This is a genomic window from Streptomyces sp. NPDC059989 (genome assembly GCF_042736975.1).
Classification (GTDB): Bacteria; Actinomycetota; Actinomycetes; order Streptomycetales; family Streptomycetaceae; genus Streptomyces.
Genome location: NZ_JBHWUO010000039.1, coordinates 1 through 14,454 on the forward strand (window position 1 = coordinate 1; position 14,454 = coordinate 14,454).

Consider the following 14,454-nt stretch of genomic DNA (forward strand, 5'->3'; position numbering starts at 1 on the left):
GTTGGGTTCGTCCCCCCCGGGGCCCCCCCCCCCCCGGGGGGGTGGGGGGGGCGCCCCTGTGTCGTATACGAAAATCAGGTGAGCGGGTCAGCGCATCTTTCCGCCGCGCGGCATCCGCATGCCCTTGGGCATCGGGCCCTTCGGCAGGGGCATGTTGGACATCAGGTCACCCATGGCGCGCAGCTTGTCGTTGACCTCGGTGATCTGCGGGCCGGCCAGCACGCGCGGCAGCTTGAGCAGAGTGGTGCGCACCTTCTTGAGCGGCACCTCGCCCTCGCCCGTACCCACGATGAAGTCGTGCACCGGCACGTCCGGCATGATCCGGGCCAGCTTCTTCTTCTCGTTCGCGAGCAGCGGCTTCACGCGGTTCGGGTTGCCCTCGGCGATCAGCACGACGCCGGCCTTGCCGACGGCACGGTGGACGATGTCCTGCTGCCGGGTCATCGCGACGGCCGGGGTGGTCGTCCAGCCACGGCCCACGTTGTCCAGTACGGCCGCGGCCGCGCCCGGCTGTCCCTCCATCTGCCCGAAGGCAGCCCGCTCGGCCCGTCGTCCGAAGACGATCGCCATCGCGAGGAACGCCACCAGGAAGCCCAGGATGCCCAGGTAGACCGGGTGGTCGATCAGGAAGCCGATCGCAAGAAAGACACCGAAGGTGACGATTCCCACGCCCGCGACGATCAGACCGACCTTCGGGTCGGCCTTGCGCGTCATCTTGTACGTCAGGGCGATCTGCTTCAGTCGCCCGGGGTTCGCAGCAGTCTCTGCGTTTGACTTCCTCGCCATAGAGCGAAGTTTACGTGGCCTACGGGGTCCGGGTCGCCGCGGCCTCAAGTACGTGTTCGGTTTCGACGCGGTCCTTGGCCCTGCGGCGGTCCTCGAGCACCGCCGTCCAGGCGTTGCGGCGGGCACCGCTCATGAGCAGCGATTCGATGCCCCGGAAGGCGTCGGACAAGGACGGGATGGCGATGGCGCGTACGGGCGCGGCCTGCATGATGTCGATCCCTTTCACGGAACTCACGTCGGCAGTGCGATTGCGGTGCGTGGATTCAGCGTCACTGATTGGTGTTACCAGCGCATGACCGGTCGGTCAAACGTGATGAAACATATACGCGGCCCACCGGGCTCTTCCTTGAAAGAGCCTAGGGGCCGCGTCGATGCGGTGTTACCCGTTGGTAGTACTTTGTGCGTGAGTTCACACAGTCCGTGTGGTAGCGCGCGTCACACGGTCATGAACGCAGTCACGAGCACGGTCACGTCAGACGGTCGCGCGCTTCTCCATCGCCTGCTGGTAGAGGCGGCCGGCGCGGTACGAGGACCGGACCAGCGGGCCGGACATCACACCGGAGAAGCCGATCTCCTCGGCCTCCTTCGCCAGCTCCACGAACTCGGCCGGCTTCACCCAGCGCTCGACGGGGTGGTGCCGCGGCGAGGGCCGCAGGTACTGGGTGATGGTGATGAGCTCGCAGCCGGCCTCGTGCAGCTCCTTCAGAGCCTGCGAGACCTCCTCGCGCTCCTCGCCCATGCCGAGGATCAGGTTCGACTTGGTGACCAGGCCGTAGGCGCGGGCCTGCCGGATCACGTCGAGCGAGCGCTCGTAACGGAAGCCGGGGCGGATCCGCTTGAAGATCCGCGGCACCGTCTCGACGTTGTGCGCGAAGACCTCGGGGCGGGAGGCGAAGACCTCCTCCAGCAGCTCCGGGACCGCGTTGAAGTCGGGGGCCAGCAGCTCGACCTTGGTGTGGCCGGACGCGCGGCCCGCCGTCTGCTGGTGGATCTGGCGCACGGTCTCCGCGTACAGCCAGGCGCCGCCGTCGGCCAGGTCGTCGCGCGCGACGCCGGTGATGGTGGCGTAGTTCAGGTCCATCGTGACGACGGACTCGCCGACGCGGCGCGGCTCGTCGCGGTCGAGGGCCTCGGGCTTGCCGGTGTCGATCTGGCAGAAGTCACAGCGCCGGGTGCACTGGTCGCCACCGATGAGGAAGGTGGCCTCGCGGTCCTCCCAGCATTCGTAGATGTTCGGACAACCGGCTTCCTGGCACACCGTGTGCAGTCCTTCGCCCTTCACCAGGGCCTGCATCTTGGTGTACTCGGGGCCCATCTTCGCCCGGGTCTTGATCCACTCGGGCTTGCGCTCGATGGGGGTCTGGGCGTTACGGACCTCCAGGCGCAGCATCTTGCGTCCGTCGGGTGCGACTGCGGACACGACCGGCTCCCTGTGACTTCGATTGTTCGGGCGCCCACCAGGGTACGCCCGTAATTTCGTACGCTCTTACGTCGGCCAACCTGCGAGGGGCCGACCGCATTCCCGGTCGCTAGGCGCCCGCGACCTGCTCTATTTCGCGGGGCCGCAGTTCCGCGTGCTCCAGTACGTCCTTCAGGTGCCGTTCGATGACGGGCAGCACCTCGGCGATGGTGATCTCGCGGCCCAGTTCGTACGAGAGCGAGGTCACACCGGCGTCCCGGATCCCGCAGGGGATGATCCGGTCGAACCAGGTGCTGTCCGGGTTCACGTTGATCGCGAAGCCGTGCATGGTGACGCCCTTGGCGACGCGGATGCCGATGGCGGCGAGCTTGCGGTCCTCGCGGCGCTGGCCGGCGTTGGACGGGGCGTACTCGGGGCCGTTCAGCCGGGCGTCGAACTCGTCGTCGTGCATGCGGGGGTCGAGGTCGAGGGAGAGGCCGCCGATCTTCGGGCGCTCCTCGACGGGGTCGCCCAGCACCCACACTCCGGAGCGGCCCTCGACGCGGGTGGTCTCCAGGCCGAACTCGGCGGCGGTGCGGATCAGCGCCTCCTCCAGGCGGCGGACGTGGGCGACCACGTCGACCGGGCGGGGCAGCTTCATGATCGGGTAGCCGACCAGCTGGCCCGGGCCGTGCCAGGTGATCTTGCCGCCGCGGTCCACGTCGACGACGGGCGTGCCGTCGAGCGGGCGCTCGCTGGGGTCGGTGCGCCGGCCGGCCGTGTAGACGGGCAGGTGCTCCAGCAGCAGGCAGGTGTCCTCGATCTCGTCCGCGAAGCGGGCGGCGTGCACCCGGCGCTGCTCTTCCCAGGCCTCGGTGTACTCGACGAATTCCGGCCCGAAGCCCAGATGCACAAACCGAAGCTCAGTCACCGCAGCGCCTCCTCGTTGAACCTGCTGTGTGCACGTATCGCACTCAGCAAGGGTACGGCGGGCCCTGCGGGGGTCCTTCCGGGGGCTCCGGAGGGTCCTCCGGCGGGGGCCCGGGGAGCTGCTTCGGCCGGCGCCGCCCCTTCGGCGGCCGGTCCGGGTCCTCGTCCTCGCGCGGCAGCCGCCGGTGCCCCTCCGAGTGGTCGTTGACCCAGCCGCACACCCCGCAGGCGTACCGCCCGTCGAGCCCCGCGATGTAGGTGCCGCACCGCCGGCATTCCGCCTCGGTCAGCTCGGGCGGGGGCAGCGGAGCGGTGGATTCGGGCCGCTCCTCGGGGAGGTGCGACCCGTGGGGCCGGCGGGTCATGAGGCGCAGCCTATGTGGGCGGAGGGGGTGCGTCCGTAAAGAGTCCTACCGATTCTGCACACGATCGGATGAATGTGGGACAGAGAGGACGGCAAGAGCCGAGTTCGCCGCTACATTCACGCCGTTCACAGGGCCGGGACTCCGGTCCGTCACGTCAGGAAACCGTGGAGCCGATGACGGAACGACCTGCCCAGCGCGTCCCCAACCGGCAGCTCGCGGCGCTGATCGCGGAAGCCGGGTTCTCCAACGCCGGTCTCGCCCGCCGCGTCGACCAGCTCGGTCTGGAGCACGGTCTCGATCTGCGGTACGACAAGACCTCCGTGACCCGGTGGCTGCGCGGGCAGCAGCCGCGCGGGACGACTCCCGCGCTGATCGCGGAGGTCTTCACCCGGCGGCTGGGGCGGCGGCTCTCCGCGCAGGACCTGGGGCTGGACGCCTGCGCGCCCGTGTACGCGGGGCTGGAGTTCGCGGCCACCCCGGAGGAGGCCGTGGACATCGCGAGCGGGCTGTGGCGCAAGGACTCCGGCTCCCACGCCGAGCTGCGGAAGATCGCCTTCACCCCGGCCGGGCTGGTCGTGCCCAGCCGGGACTGGCTGATCGGACGGGCCGACGAGCGGGTGGGGCGCGGCGCCGAGCCGGCCGCCGCCCGCGTGCCCGTGCAGGGGCGGACCTCGGTGCCCCGCCAGCGGCAGATCGACCGGGGCCCCGGGCAGCGCGTGACGGGCGGGGACATCGCGGCGCTGCGCTCGGTGAGCGAGCTGTTCCGCACCCTGGACCACGCCTACGGCGGCGGCCACGCCCGGCAGGCCCTGGTGCGCTACCTGGAGCACGAGGCCGAGCCGATGCTCCGCGGGACCTACGGGGAGACCACCGGGCGGCGGCTGTTCTCGGCCGCCGCCGACCTGACCCGGCTCGCCGGCTGGACCTCGTACGACATCGCCGCGCACGGGCTGGCCCAGCGGTACTTCGTGCAGGCGCTGCGGCTCGCGCAGGCGGCGGGCGACCGGCCGTACGGGTCGTACGTGCTGGTCACCATGAGCCGGCAGGCGGTCTACCTGGGCCACGGCCGGGAGGCGGTGCAGCTGGCGCGCGTGGCCCAGCAGGGCGTCGGCTCCGGTCCCCCGCCGGTGGTGCAGGCCCTGCTGCACTCGGCGGAGGCGCGCGGGCACGCGGTGCTGGGCGAGGTGCGGGCGTCGACGGCCTCGCTGGTGCGGGCCGAGCGGGCGCTGGGCGCGGCCCGGCCGGGGGACGACGTACCGCACTGGGCGCGGTTCTACGACGAGGCGCAGCTGGCGGACGAGTTCGGGCACTGCCACCGGGACCTCCAGCAGTACCGGGCCTCGGCTCAGCACGCGGAGCGGTCCTTGCAGCTGCGGGCGCCGGCGTACGCGCGGTCCCGGCTGTTCTGCCGGGTGGTGCTGGCCACGGCGCGGCTGGGGCTGGGCGAGTTGGACCAGGCGTGCGCGCTCGGTGCGGAGGCGGCGCAGCAGGCGATGGAGATGCGGTCGGTGCGTGCGGTGGAGTACGTACGGGACTTCGAGCGGAGGCTTGAGCCGTATCGGGATGCGTCTGCCGTGCGGACGTACCGGGATCGGGTGGCTGCGTTGTCGTGAGGCTGCGGCGCCGCTGCCGGGGCGCTGCCCCGGACCCTCCCCCAGACTCCGTCCGGGGGGACCCCCACGCCTCAAACGCCGGCGGGGCTGGAGGTGCCGCTGCGCGGCAATCCAGCCCCGCCGACCCCTGAGCCGGATCAGGCTGCGACCGGAAGAGCTGGTTCCTGGGCAACCGGGAGCGGGATGCCGAAGTCGCGCAGGACGGCGGTGGTGGCGCGGCGGGCGGAGCGCAGGGCGCCCTGGACGGTGTTGGTGTCCCGGTGGTCCCCGCACACGTACAGCCCGGCCAGGACGCGCACCGGGCGCCGCAGGTCGTGGGGCGGGGGCATGGCGGGGACGGCCTCCGGGGTGTGGTGGACGGCCAGCAGCTCCCAGTCGCGGGTGGCGGTGTCGTAGAGGCGGGCGAGGCGCGAGGCGACCGTGCGCGGCGGTGGCGGCGGGCCGAGCACGGTCGTGGTGACCAGGCTCCGGCCGGCCGGGGCCCGCGTCGGGTCGACGGCGCTCATCACGGCGGTGTGGGAGACGGGCCACTTGGGGTCCGCGTCGAGGAGCAGCGAGCCGTCCCAGGGCAGGGGTGCGGCGGTGGCGTGGTGCAGGACGGTGACCTCGTGGAAGCCGGGCACGCGCAGGCCGGGCAGCAGCCCGGCGGCGGCGCGGGCTCCGGTGGCCAGGAGGACCGAGCGGCAGCCGAAGTCGCCGTGCTCCTCGGTGGTGACCAGGTTGGTCGCCACGGACCGGACCCGGACCCCGGTGCGGACGGTGCCGGGCGGCAGGGCCGCGGCGAGCAGCTCGGGCAGGGCCGCCGCGCCCCCTTCGGGCACGGCGAGGCGGCCGCGGGCGAAGCCGCGCAGGGCGAGGTCGGCGACCCGGCTGGAGGTGGTGAGCTCCGGATCGCGGAGCAGGGCGGCGAGGAGCGGCCGGAGCACGCCGTTGACCGTGCGCGGGGGCAGGCCGCGGGAGCGGAGGGCGGCGAGCGCGGTGCGTTCGGGACGGGCGAGCAGGCGCTCCTCGGGCAGGGCGGCGAGCCGGCCGAGGGCGGCGCTGAGCCGGGCCTGGTCGAGGGAGCCGCTGGCCAGGGCGCGGGCCGGGGTGAGGGCCCCGGCCCGGAGCTGTTTGCCGTCGGTGTGGACCAGGACCCCGGGCGCGAAGGAGCGCAGGGGCAGGGCGGACAGGCCGGGGGTCCGGCCGAGTTCCGTGTACGAGGTGTTGAGCAACTGCCCGACCCGGTCCAGCCGGAATCCGTCGGCCGAGACGGTGGCCATCCGGCCGCCGGGGTCGCCCGCGGCCTCCAGGACGGTGACCGCGACCCCCGCTGCGATCAGGTGGTGCGCGGCCGCGAGTCCTGAGACTCCGGCTCCTACGATGACGACGTCCGCATTGAGCACGTGCCCCTCCCCGAGGTCGGCGCGGCTGTGTGGGAATCCTCCTTCCCCCAACCGGCTCCAGGGGAACCCGAGTTCGGTGGGGTATTGCGGTCATCTCCGGTCGCACGGCGGTCGCATCCGGGTCACAAACGGTCGCACGCCGGTCTCACGCCGGTCGCACGGGCTGCTGTCCGGTGGGGAGGGAGGCCCGGATGGCCTGCTCGATGCCGGGGTCGTGGAAGACGAAGCCGGACTCCAGGAGCCGGGTGGGGCGGGCCCGCTGACTGCCCAGCACGTCCGAGGCGAACTCCCCGAGCACGATGCGCAGGGCCACCGCCGGTACGGGCAGCACCGCGGGCCGGTGCAGCACGCGGGCCATGACCTCCGTGATCCGGCGGTTGGTCAGCGGCTCGGGGGCGGTGAGGTTGACCGGGCCGGAGAGGGAGGGGGTGTCGATGATGTGCCGCAGGGCCGCGATCTCGTCGCGCAGCGAGATGTACGGCCAGTACTGGCGGCCGCTGCCGAGCCGGCCGCCGAGGCCGGCGCGGAACAGCGGGAACATCCGGCCCCAGGCCCCGCCCTCGGGGGCCACGACCAGCCCGGTACGGGCGAAGGCGGTACGGATCCCGGCCTCCTGGGCGGGGGCGGCGGCGGCCTCCCACTCCACGCAGACCCCCGCGAGGAAGCCGCGCCCTGCCGGGGAGTCCTCGTCGAGGACCCGGTCGCCGGCGTCGCCGTAGTACCCGACGGCGGAACCGACGACGAACACCCGCGGCGGCTGCTCCAGCGCGGCGAGCGCGCGGGCCATCGCGGCGGTGCCGAGGACCCGGCTGTCGCGGATCTCCTTCTTGTACGCGGCCGTCCACCGGTGGTCCCCGACCCCGGCCCCGGCCAGGTGCACGACTCCGGCGCAGCCGGCCAGCGCCTCGGGATCGACGTACCCCCGCGCGGGATCCCACCGCGCCTCGTCGCCCGCGGCGGGCTCGCGACGCACGAACCGCACCGCCTCGTGCCCGTCCGCCCGGAGGGACCGCACGAGGGCACTGCCGATGAGGCCGGTGGAACCGGTGATGGCGATACGCATGCCCCCATGGTGGGGGAGATTCAGCCTCGCCGGCGTTTGAGGCGCGGGGTACGGGGCGGAGCCCCGGTCTTGTAGCCGCACCCGCGTACTTGGGTGGGGCATATCCAGCCCCGCCGGCGTTTGAGGCGCGGGGTCTGGGGCGGAGCCCCAGGAACGGAGCCCCAGGGCGGTCAGGTGGTGCCGAGCCAGGTGCCCACCGCGTAGGTGACGGCCATGGCGAGGGCACCGCCGACCACGTTGCGCCCGACCGCGCGGAGCGCAGGGGCCCCGCCCAGCCGTGCGCTCAGCACCCCGCACAGGGTGAGCGCCGCCAACACCGCCCCCACCGTCACCGGCACCCGCTCCGACGGCCCCGGCAGCACGATGGCCAGCAGCGGCAGCAGCGCCCCCACCGTGAAGGCGACCAGGCTGGCCAGCGCCGCGTGCCACGGATTGGCCAGCTCGTCGGGGTTGATCCCCAGCTCCACCCGGGCGTGAGCCCGCAGCGCGTCCCGCTCCGTCAGCTGTTCGGCCGCCTCCCGCGCCAGCGACCGGCTCAGCCCCCGCCCCATCAGCAGCTCGGTGAGCTCGTCCAGCTCCGCCTCCGGCTCCTCGGCCAGCTCCCGCCGCTCCAGGTCCAGCGCCGCCCGCTCCGAATCCCGCTGGGAGCTGACCGACACGTACTCCCCCGCCGCCATCGACAGCGAGCCCGCCAGCAGCCCGGCGACGCCCGCCGCCAGGATCGCCGAGCGCGAGGTGGTGGCGCCGGCCACGCCGACCACCAGGCCGGCCGTGGAGATGATCCCGTCGTTCGCGCCGAGCACCCCCGCCCGCAGCCAGTTCAGCCGCGTGCTGATCTCCCCGCTCTGCGTGCCGCCGCCACCGCCACCGCTCCCGTGGGCTTCGATGTGCGCCCGCGTCGGGGCCGGGGCCTTGCCCGGGGCTTCGTCTCCTGTCACGCCACCACTGTCGTGGCATCGGCCGTACGGGGCCACCCGGCGGACCGGTCCGGGGTGCGCGGGCCCGGCCCCCGTACCAGGGTGGAGGGGTGAGACGCGGACGCGGGGAGCCGGGCTGGCTGCGCGGGGAGCCGCCGCCGCGGTGGGCGCGGTTCGCGCCCGCGGTGGCCCTCGTGGTGCTGGTCCTCGCCCAGCGCCTCACCCCGGGCGACGTGGAGCTCGGCTACTTCCTCGCCGGTCTGCCGCCCGTGGCCGCCTTCGCGTACGGGGCGGCGGGGACCGCGTTCTTCGCCGGCGTCGTGCTCCTCCTGCTGGGCGTGCCCAGCCTCGGCATCGCCCACGCCCGGGGCACGGACCTGGCGACGGTGGCCACGGTCGGGCTGCTGAGCGTGGTCATCGCCTGGGTCCGGCGGCGCCGGGACGCGCAGCTGGTCAGCGTACGGACGGTGGCGGAGGCGGCGCAGCTGGCGGTTCTCCCGCCGCTACCGGAACGCGTGGGTCCGGTGGCCTGCTCCGGCCTCTACCGGGCGGCCCAGCGCGGCACCCTGGTCGGCGGCGACCTGTACGACGTACGGGCGGGCCCGTACGGGGTGCGCGCGCTGGTCGGGGACGTACAGGGGCACGGCCTGGCGGCCGTCGCCACCGTGGCGGCGCTGCTCGGGGCCTTCCGCGAGGCGGTGCTCGACGACGCGGAGCTGTCGGCGGTCGCGGCCCGGCTGGACCGGCGGTTGACGGCGGACGCGGCCGCCGCGGCCGTGGAGCACCCCGAGCTGTTCACGACGGCGGTGCTGATGGAGTTCCCGCCCGGGCTGGACCTCGTACGGATCGTGTCGTGCGGGCACCCGCCCGCCCTGCGCCTGCGCGGACCGCAGGTCGAGGAGGTCACCGTGGAGCCGGGTCCACCGCTCGGCCTGGGGCTCGCGGGGCAGCTGCCGCCGGCGGTGGCGGAGCTGCCGGTGCGGCCCGGGGACCGCTTCCTGCTGCACACCGACGGCGTGACGGAGGCCCGGGACGCGACGGGGCACTTCTATCCGCTGGCCGTGCGGGTGCCCGTACTGGCAACGGATCCGGCGGGCCTGGTCCAGGCGGTCTGGCGGGACCTGGCGGCCTTCACGGACGGCGGCCCGCGCGACGACGTGGCCCTGCTGCTGCTCCGCCTGGACGGTTGTCCCGTGCGCCTGGACGGTTGACCACTCCGTGCCGGTCTCGCCGGTCCTGCCGGACGTGCCCGACCTGCCGACCGGCACGGAGTGGGTGGTGACCGACTGTCACGACTCCTTGATGAACGCGCGCACCATCTTGCAGGTGACATTGGACGGCCGGTGGATCCCCGTCCGGACGGCCATCGTCCGGATCTTCCGGTTGGTGGCGCGCCGGGCGTCATACGTCCCCGAGTCGAGCAGGGATATCGCCAGGCGCATCGCCTTCAGACGGCGGTTGTGGCTCTCGTACCACTCGCGGGGCAGGCCCGCCGGCAGCGGCTTCTTCTTGACGTGCTGGATGGTGGTGGCAGTGGCCATCTACAGCCTCCCAAACGGTAGTTGGCTTCCTGTCGTTCTCCCTCGATTTTACTGGGGACCACTGACAAAAGGCCCTGGCCAGACCGGCTCCGGGGCGGCCTCCGGGGGTGGCCTCCGAGGGTGGCCTCCGGACCGCCCCTGGATAGGCTGGGGACCATGGAGATCTGGATCAATCCCGCCTGTTCCAAGTGCCGCAGCGCCCTGACCCTGCTGGACGCCGAGGGCGCCGACTACACCGTGCGCCGCTACCTGGAGGACGTCCCCTCCGAGGAGGAGATCCGCGAGGTGCTCGGCCGCCTCGGGCTGGAGCCGTGGGACATCACGCGCACGTCGGACCCGCTGGCCAAGGAGACCGGCGTACGGGAGCTGCCGCGCGAGGAGACCGAGGAGGCGCGGGGCCGCTGGATCGCCCACCTGGCGGCGCACCCGAAGCTGATCCAGCGCCCGATCATCACCGCCGAGGACGGCACGGCCGTCGTCGCGCGCTCCGAGGAGGCCGTCCGGGACGCCCTGTCCCGCAAGGGGTAGGCGGCCGCCGCCTTCGCCCGGAGCCCGTCAGGCCTCGTCGTTGCCGTTGCCGTTGCCGTTGCCGTTGCCGTTGCCGTTGCCGTTGCCGTACGGGCTCCGCATCACGAGGAAGCGGATCTCCAGGTCGGTGGCCAGGTAGTCCATCCGGCGCTCCCAGAAATCGCGGAGGTGCGGCAGCGCCAGGTGGGCGTCGAGGTCGGCCTGGCTGCGCCACACCTCGTAGAAGACGAAGACCCCGGGCTCGTCGCGGTCCTCGTGGAAGTGGTACTCCAGGCAGCCCGGCTCCTGCCGGGTGGGCGCCACGAAGGAGAGCAGCAACTGCTTGAGCTCCTCGGCGCGTTCGGGCTTGGGCCGGGCTGTGCCGACGAGCGTCACGAGCTGATCCATGCGAAGTCTCTCCCCACCTCGGGCCGTCTCAGGCCCCTCTTTCAGGTACGAGTCCAGTCGTACCTAACTGCCCTGCGGAAGCTAGCACCCACCAGAGGTACGATTCAAGGCGTACCTGCTGTAGCTGTCGTACCTGCCCCGTATCTGCCGTATCTGCCGTACCTGAGGAGGTGGTCGCCATGCCCGACGAGGAAGGGCACCCGGCCGTCGAGGAGATCGAGCTCGGCAAGGTCCTGTCCGCGCTCGCCGACCCGCTGCGCCGGCGGGTGGTCCGCGAGCTGTCCGTCGCGCCGGACGGCACGGCGCGCACCTGCAGCTCCTTCGCCCTGCCCGTCTCGAAGGCGACGGTCACCCACCATTTCCGCACCCTGCGCGAGGCCGGGTTGATCCGGCAGGTCGACAGGGGCAACAGCCGGATGGCAGGCCTCCGCCGAGCCGAGATCGAGGCCCTCTTCCCCGGCCTGCTCGCGATCCTGTCCGCCGAGCCCGGCGAAGACCGCCCGGACACCGCCTAGCCCGCCAGCCGCCGGGCGACCTCCTGGGCCGCCGTCAGCGGCAGGGCGTGGTGCGAGACCTCGGGGAGTACGTCGATCCGCGCCCCCGGCAGCGCCGCGGCCGCGGCCCGGGCCGCGCGGGCGGCGTCGTGGCAGCGGGCGCGCTCGGCGAACAGGATGTGGACCGGCAGTTCGGTGAGGCGGGCGAGTCCGGCGAGGTCGGCGAGGTCGGGTCGCGGGCCGGTGACCGGCCGAAAGGTGGGGAAGTCGGCGGTCTCGTCCTGGAGCCGGAGCCAGGCCTGGTCGAGCGCGGCCCCGCGGGTCTCCCAGTCCAGGAAGGACCGGATCCGCGGCGGGGTGGGCCGGACCAGCATGGGCAGCGCGCGCAGCACGTAGCGGGGGCGGAGTCCGGCGAAGACCTGGGTCGGGTCGAGCAGGACCAGGCGGGCGGGGCGGGGGGCTTGGCGGGGCGCGGAGTGGGCGGCGTGGTGGGCGGCGTAATGGGCGGCGATCCAGGCCCCGTAGGAGTGTCCGATGAGGGTGATCGGCTGCCTGGTGCCGCCGGCTCCGCCGAGCAGGGCGTCCAGTACCGCGTCGAGCCAGCCGACGAGGTCCCCGACGGCCCGTATCGGCCGACCCGGCACGGGGACGCTGAGCCCCGGATCCCCCACCAGGTCGACGGCGTGCACCCGGTGGCCGCGGGCGAGACCGGCCGCGGCGCAGGCGCCCCACACGGTGGAGGTGGCCCCGCCGCCGGGGAGCAGGACCAGCGGCGGCGCGTCCGCCGGGCCGCAGCTGTTGACGCGGGTGACGCCGTAGGGGGTGGGCAGGTCGGCGGCCTCGACCGGCCCGGGCCACTGCCCGAGGACCGCGTCGTAGGCGGCGCGAAAGGATCTCGTCGTGGGCGACAGGGGCGGCACGGGCGGCATGGGCGGCATGGGCGTCTCCAATGTCTCGCCGGGCGATAATCTCGCTCAGCGAGAGATCCTAGGCGGAGGCGATGTGGACGACAACCGGGAACCCGACCATCTGCACCTGGTGCACCTGCTGCGGGCGGTGACCGTCGAATTCGGGCTGCGCCAGGCGGAGTTCGCCTCCCTCAACGGCATGCACCCCACCGACGTACGGGCCCTGATCTGCCTGCTGGACGCGGCCCGCGCCGGCGAGCCGGCCACGGCGGGCCTGCTCGGCACCCGGCTCGGCCTCAACTCGGCGGGCACCACCGCAGTGATCGACCGGCTGGAGCGGCTCGGCCACGTGGCGCGGATCCGCGACGACCGCGACCGCCGCCGCATCCTGCTGCGCGTGGAGCCGGAGGCGATCCGCCTGGGCCGGGAGTTCTTCGGCCCCCTGATCGACGGGCTGCTTCGGGTGCTGGACTCCTTCGACCCCGCCGAACGGGACACCGTTCAGCGGTTCCTGACGGCCGCGCACACCGCCGTGGCAGCGGAGCTGCGCGCATGAGCATCACCGACTCCGGCTCCGACTTCGACTCCGATTCCGAGACTGGGTCCGACGCCGGCCCGGGTGCGGGTTCCGGTTCCGGCTTGGGGTCCAGTTCCGGCTCGGGTGCCGGCTCGGGTGCCGGCTCGGGTGCCGGCTCGGGTGCCGGCTCGGGTGCCGGCTCGGGTGCCGGCTCGGGTGCCGGCTCGGGTGCCGGTTCCGGCTCCGGTGCCGACCTGCACCTGGACCTCCCCGCCGAAGGCGCCCGGCGGACCGCCCTGGCCCAGGCCCTGCGCAGCGCCGTACGCAGCGGCCGGCTGGCGGGCGGGACCCGGCTGCCGCCCTACCGGACGCTGGCCGCCGACCTCGGGCTGGCACGCAACGCCGTCGCCGACGCGTACGCCGAGCTGGTCGCCGAGGGCTGGTTCACCGCCCGCCAGGGCTCCGGAACCCGGGTCGCGGAAGGGGTGGCGGCCGCGGCCGCGCCGCCGGCCGCCGCCGGGCCCGCCCCCGAGGGCCCGCGCCACGACCTGCTCCAGGGCAAGCCCGATCCGGCCTCCTTCCCGCGGGGCCCCTGGGCCGCCAGCGCCCGGCGGGCCCTCGCCGAGGCGCCCACCGAGGCCTTCGGGCCCGGCGATCCGCGGGGTCGGCCGGAGCTGCGGCGGGCCCTGGCGGGCTATCTGTCCCGGGCACGGGGCGTGCGTACCGGCCCGGAGAACATCGTGGTCTGCTCCGGCTTCGCCAACGGCCTGCGGCTGCTCGCCTCGATCCGGCCGCGGGACTGGGCCGTCGAGGCGTACGGACTCCCCTTCCACCACGGAATCCTCGAAGCCGCCGGGGTCCGGGCGCACCCCGTCGCGGTCGACGAGGACGGCGCCAGGACCGACGAAGTCCCCGGCCGGGTACGCACCCTGCTCCTCACCCCGGCGCACCAGTTCCCGACCGGCGGCCGACTGCTGCCGGCGCGGCGGGCCGCCGCCGTGGAGTGGGCGCGCAGCGTCGGCGGGCTGATCGTGGAGGACGACTACGACGGGGAGTTCCGCTACGACCGCAAGCCGGTCGGCGCCGTGCAGGGTCTGGCCCCCGAACACGTGGTGTACGCGGGTTCGCTGAGCAAGAGCCTGTCGCCGGCGCTGCGCCTCGGCTGGCTGGTACTCCCGGACCACCTGGTCGGCCCCGTCCTGGCGGCGAAGGGGCTCCGCGAGTCCTGGGCGAGCGCGCTGGACCAGCTGGCGCTGGCCGACTTCATCGAGTGCGGCGGCTACGACCGGCACGTCCGGCGGATGCGGCGCCGCTACCGGGACCGCCGCGACCAGCTGGTCTCCGTACTGGCGGCCCGTGCCCCGGAGGTGCGGGTGACGGGCATCTCGGCCGGCCTGCACGCGGTCGTGGAACTCTCCCCGGGCCGCGAGGCCCGGGCCCTGAGGGCGGCCCACGCGGCGGGCCTGGCCCTGGACGGCCTGTCCTCCTACCACCACCCCGCCGCGGCCGGCCCGTCCCGCGAGGGCCTGGTGGTCGGCTACGCGGCACCCCCGAACGCGGCCTTCGGGCGGGCTTTGGAGGCTTTGGGGGAGGTGGTGCGGGGGGTGACGAGGTAAGCGGG

Annotated in this window: 17 protein-coding genes; 6 read left to right on the forward strand and 11 right to left on the reverse strand. The window is 73.9% G+C overall.

The genetic code is table 11. From position 1 onward, the window contains the following. Window positions 1-87 precede the first annotated feature (87 nt). The 5 genes from ACFWBN_RS28630 to ACFWBN_RS28650 all read right to left on the reverse strand — a co-directional run bounded on the left by ACFWBN_RS28630 (window position 88) and on the right by ACFWBN_RS28650 (window position 3,480). Window positions 88-786, reverse strand: a complete 699-nt coding sequence (locus tag ACFWBN_RS28630) for a DUF4191 domain-containing protein (protein WP_385180855.1) — start codon at window positions 784-786, stop codon at window positions 88-90. Between the two features lie 19 nt (window positions 787-805). After that, window positions 806-994 carry a hypothetical protein gene (locus ACFWBN_RS28635; protein ID WP_385181000.1) on the reverse strand — a complete coding sequence of 63 codons (189 nt, stop codon included), beginning with the start codon at window positions 992-994 and terminating at the stop codon, window positions 806-808. Window positions 995-1,258: 264 nt separating this feature from the next. Then, window positions 1,259-2,206, reverse strand: coding sequence for a lipoyl synthase (lipA, locus tag ACFWBN_RS28640; protein ID WP_385180857.1), 948 nt, complete (start codon window positions 2,204-2,206; stop codon window positions 1,259-1,261). Window positions 2,207-2,315: 109 nt separating this feature from the next. Then, window positions 2,316-3,116: a lipoyl(octanoyl) transferase LipB gene (lipB, locus tag ACFWBN_RS28645; RefSeq protein ID WP_385180860.1), complete on the reverse strand. Its 801-nt coding sequence runs from the start codon at window positions 3,114-3,116 to the stop codon at window positions 2,316-2,318. 43 nt (window positions 3,117-3,159) lie between these two features. Next, window positions 3,160-3,480, reverse strand: coding sequence for a hypothetical protein (locus tag ACFWBN_RS28650; protein WP_385180863.1), 321 nt, complete (start codon window positions 3,478-3,480; stop codon window positions 3,160-3,162). Window positions 3,481-3,653: 173 nt separating this feature from the next. On the opposite strand from ACFWBN_RS28650, the gene ACFWBN_RS28655 reads away from it, so the two are divergent. Then, window positions 3,654-5,093, forward strand: a complete 1,440-nt coding sequence (locus tag ACFWBN_RS28655; protein ID WP_385180866.1) for a regulator — start codon at window positions 3,654-3,656, stop codon at window positions 5,091-5,093. A 137-nt stretch (window positions 5,094-5,230) separates the two neighbouring features. On the opposite strand, the gene ACFWBN_RS28660 is transcribed toward ACFWBN_RS28655, so the two are convergent. The 3 genes from ACFWBN_RS28660 to ACFWBN_RS28670 form a co-directional block, all read right to left on the reverse strand. After that, the gene (locus ACFWBN_RS28660) at window positions 5,231-6,478 is read right to left on the reverse strand and encodes an FAD-dependent oxidoreductase (protein WP_385180869.1); all 1,248 of its coding nucleotides are present in this window, start codon (window positions 6,476-6,478) and stop codon (window positions 5,231-5,233) included. Window positions 6,479-6,623: 145 nt separating this feature from the next. Further along, the gene (locus ACFWBN_RS28665; RefSeq protein WP_385180872.1) at window positions 6,624-7,541 is read right to left on the reverse strand and encodes a TIGR01777 family oxidoreductase; all 918 of its coding nucleotides are present in this window, start codon (window positions 7,539-7,541) and stop codon (window positions 6,624-6,626) included. Window positions 7,542-7,711: 170 nt separating this feature from the next. Then, window positions 7,712-8,479, reverse strand: coding sequence for a VIT family protein (locus tag ACFWBN_RS28670; protein WP_385180875.1), 768 nt, complete (start codon window positions 8,477-8,479; stop codon window positions 7,712-7,714). An 89-nt stretch (window positions 8,480-8,568) separates the two neighbouring features. Between ACFWBN_RS28670 and ACFWBN_RS28675 the strand changes: the two genes are divergently transcribed. Further along, entirely contained in the window at window positions 8,569-9,669 is a 1,101-nt protein-coding gene (locus ACFWBN_RS28675) for a PP2C family protein-serine/threonine phosphatase (protein ID WP_385180878.1), read from the forward strand. Window positions 9,670-9,747: 78 nt separating this feature from the next. Here ACFWBN_RS28675 and ACFWBN_RS28680 read toward each other — a convergent pair whose 3' ends face one another. Next, on the reverse strand, window positions 9,748-9,999 hold the full coding sequence (locus ACFWBN_RS28680) for a hypothetical protein (protein WP_360902190.1): 252 nt from the start codon (window positions 9,997-9,999) through the stop codon (window positions 9,748-9,750). A 156-nt stretch (window positions 10,000-10,155) separates the two neighbouring features. On the opposite strand from ACFWBN_RS28680, the gene ACFWBN_RS28685 reads away from it, so the two are divergent. Continuing rightward, complete coding sequence (locus ACFWBN_RS28685; RefSeq protein WP_385180882.1) at window positions 10,156-10,527, forward strand: ArsC/Spx/MgsR family protein; 372 nt, start codon at window positions 10,156-10,158, stop codon at window positions 10,525-10,527. A gap of 27 nt (window positions 10,528-10,554) precedes the next feature. On the opposite strand, the gene ACFWBN_RS28690 is transcribed toward ACFWBN_RS28685, so the two are convergent. Next, window positions 10,555-10,914 carry a putative quinol monooxygenase gene (locus ACFWBN_RS28690; RefSeq protein WP_385180890.1) on the reverse strand — a complete coding sequence of 120 codons (360 nt, stop codon included), beginning with the start codon at window positions 10,912-10,914 and terminating at the stop codon, window positions 10,555-10,557. Window positions 10,915-11,093: 179 nt separating this feature from the next. On the opposite strand from ACFWBN_RS28690, the gene ACFWBN_RS28695 reads away from it, so the two are divergent. Continuing rightward, window positions 11,094-11,429: an ArsR/SmtB family transcription factor gene (locus tag ACFWBN_RS28695; RefSeq protein ID WP_385180893.1), complete on the forward strand. Its 336-nt coding sequence runs from the start codon at window positions 11,094-11,096 to the stop codon at window positions 11,427-11,429. Here ACFWBN_RS28695 and ACFWBN_RS28700 read toward each other — a convergent pair. Then, a complete protein-coding gene (locus ACFWBN_RS28700; RefSeq protein WP_385181003.1) occupies window positions 11,426-12,337 on the reverse strand; it encodes an alpha/beta fold hydrolase in 912 nt (303 codons plus the stop codon). The genes ACFWBN_RS28695 and ACFWBN_RS28700 overlap by 4 nt on opposite strands. Window positions 12,338-12,410: 73 nt before the next feature. Between ACFWBN_RS28700 and ACFWBN_RS28705 the strand changes: the two genes are divergently transcribed. Together ACFWBN_RS28705 and ACFWBN_RS28710 are read left to right on the forward strand one after the other, a co-directional pair. After that, window positions 12,411-12,872: a MarR family transcriptional regulator gene (locus ACFWBN_RS28705; protein WP_385180896.1), complete on the forward strand. Its 462-nt coding sequence runs from the start codon at window positions 12,411-12,413 to the stop codon at window positions 12,870-12,872. Beyond that, entirely contained in the window at window positions 12,869-14,449 is a 1,581-nt protein-coding gene (locus ACFWBN_RS28710; RefSeq protein WP_385180899.1) for a PLP-dependent aminotransferase family protein, read from the forward strand. Before ACFWBN_RS28705 ends, ACFWBN_RS28710 begins: the two co-directional genes overlap by 4 nt. Window positions 14,450-14,454: the final 5 nt, after the last annotated feature.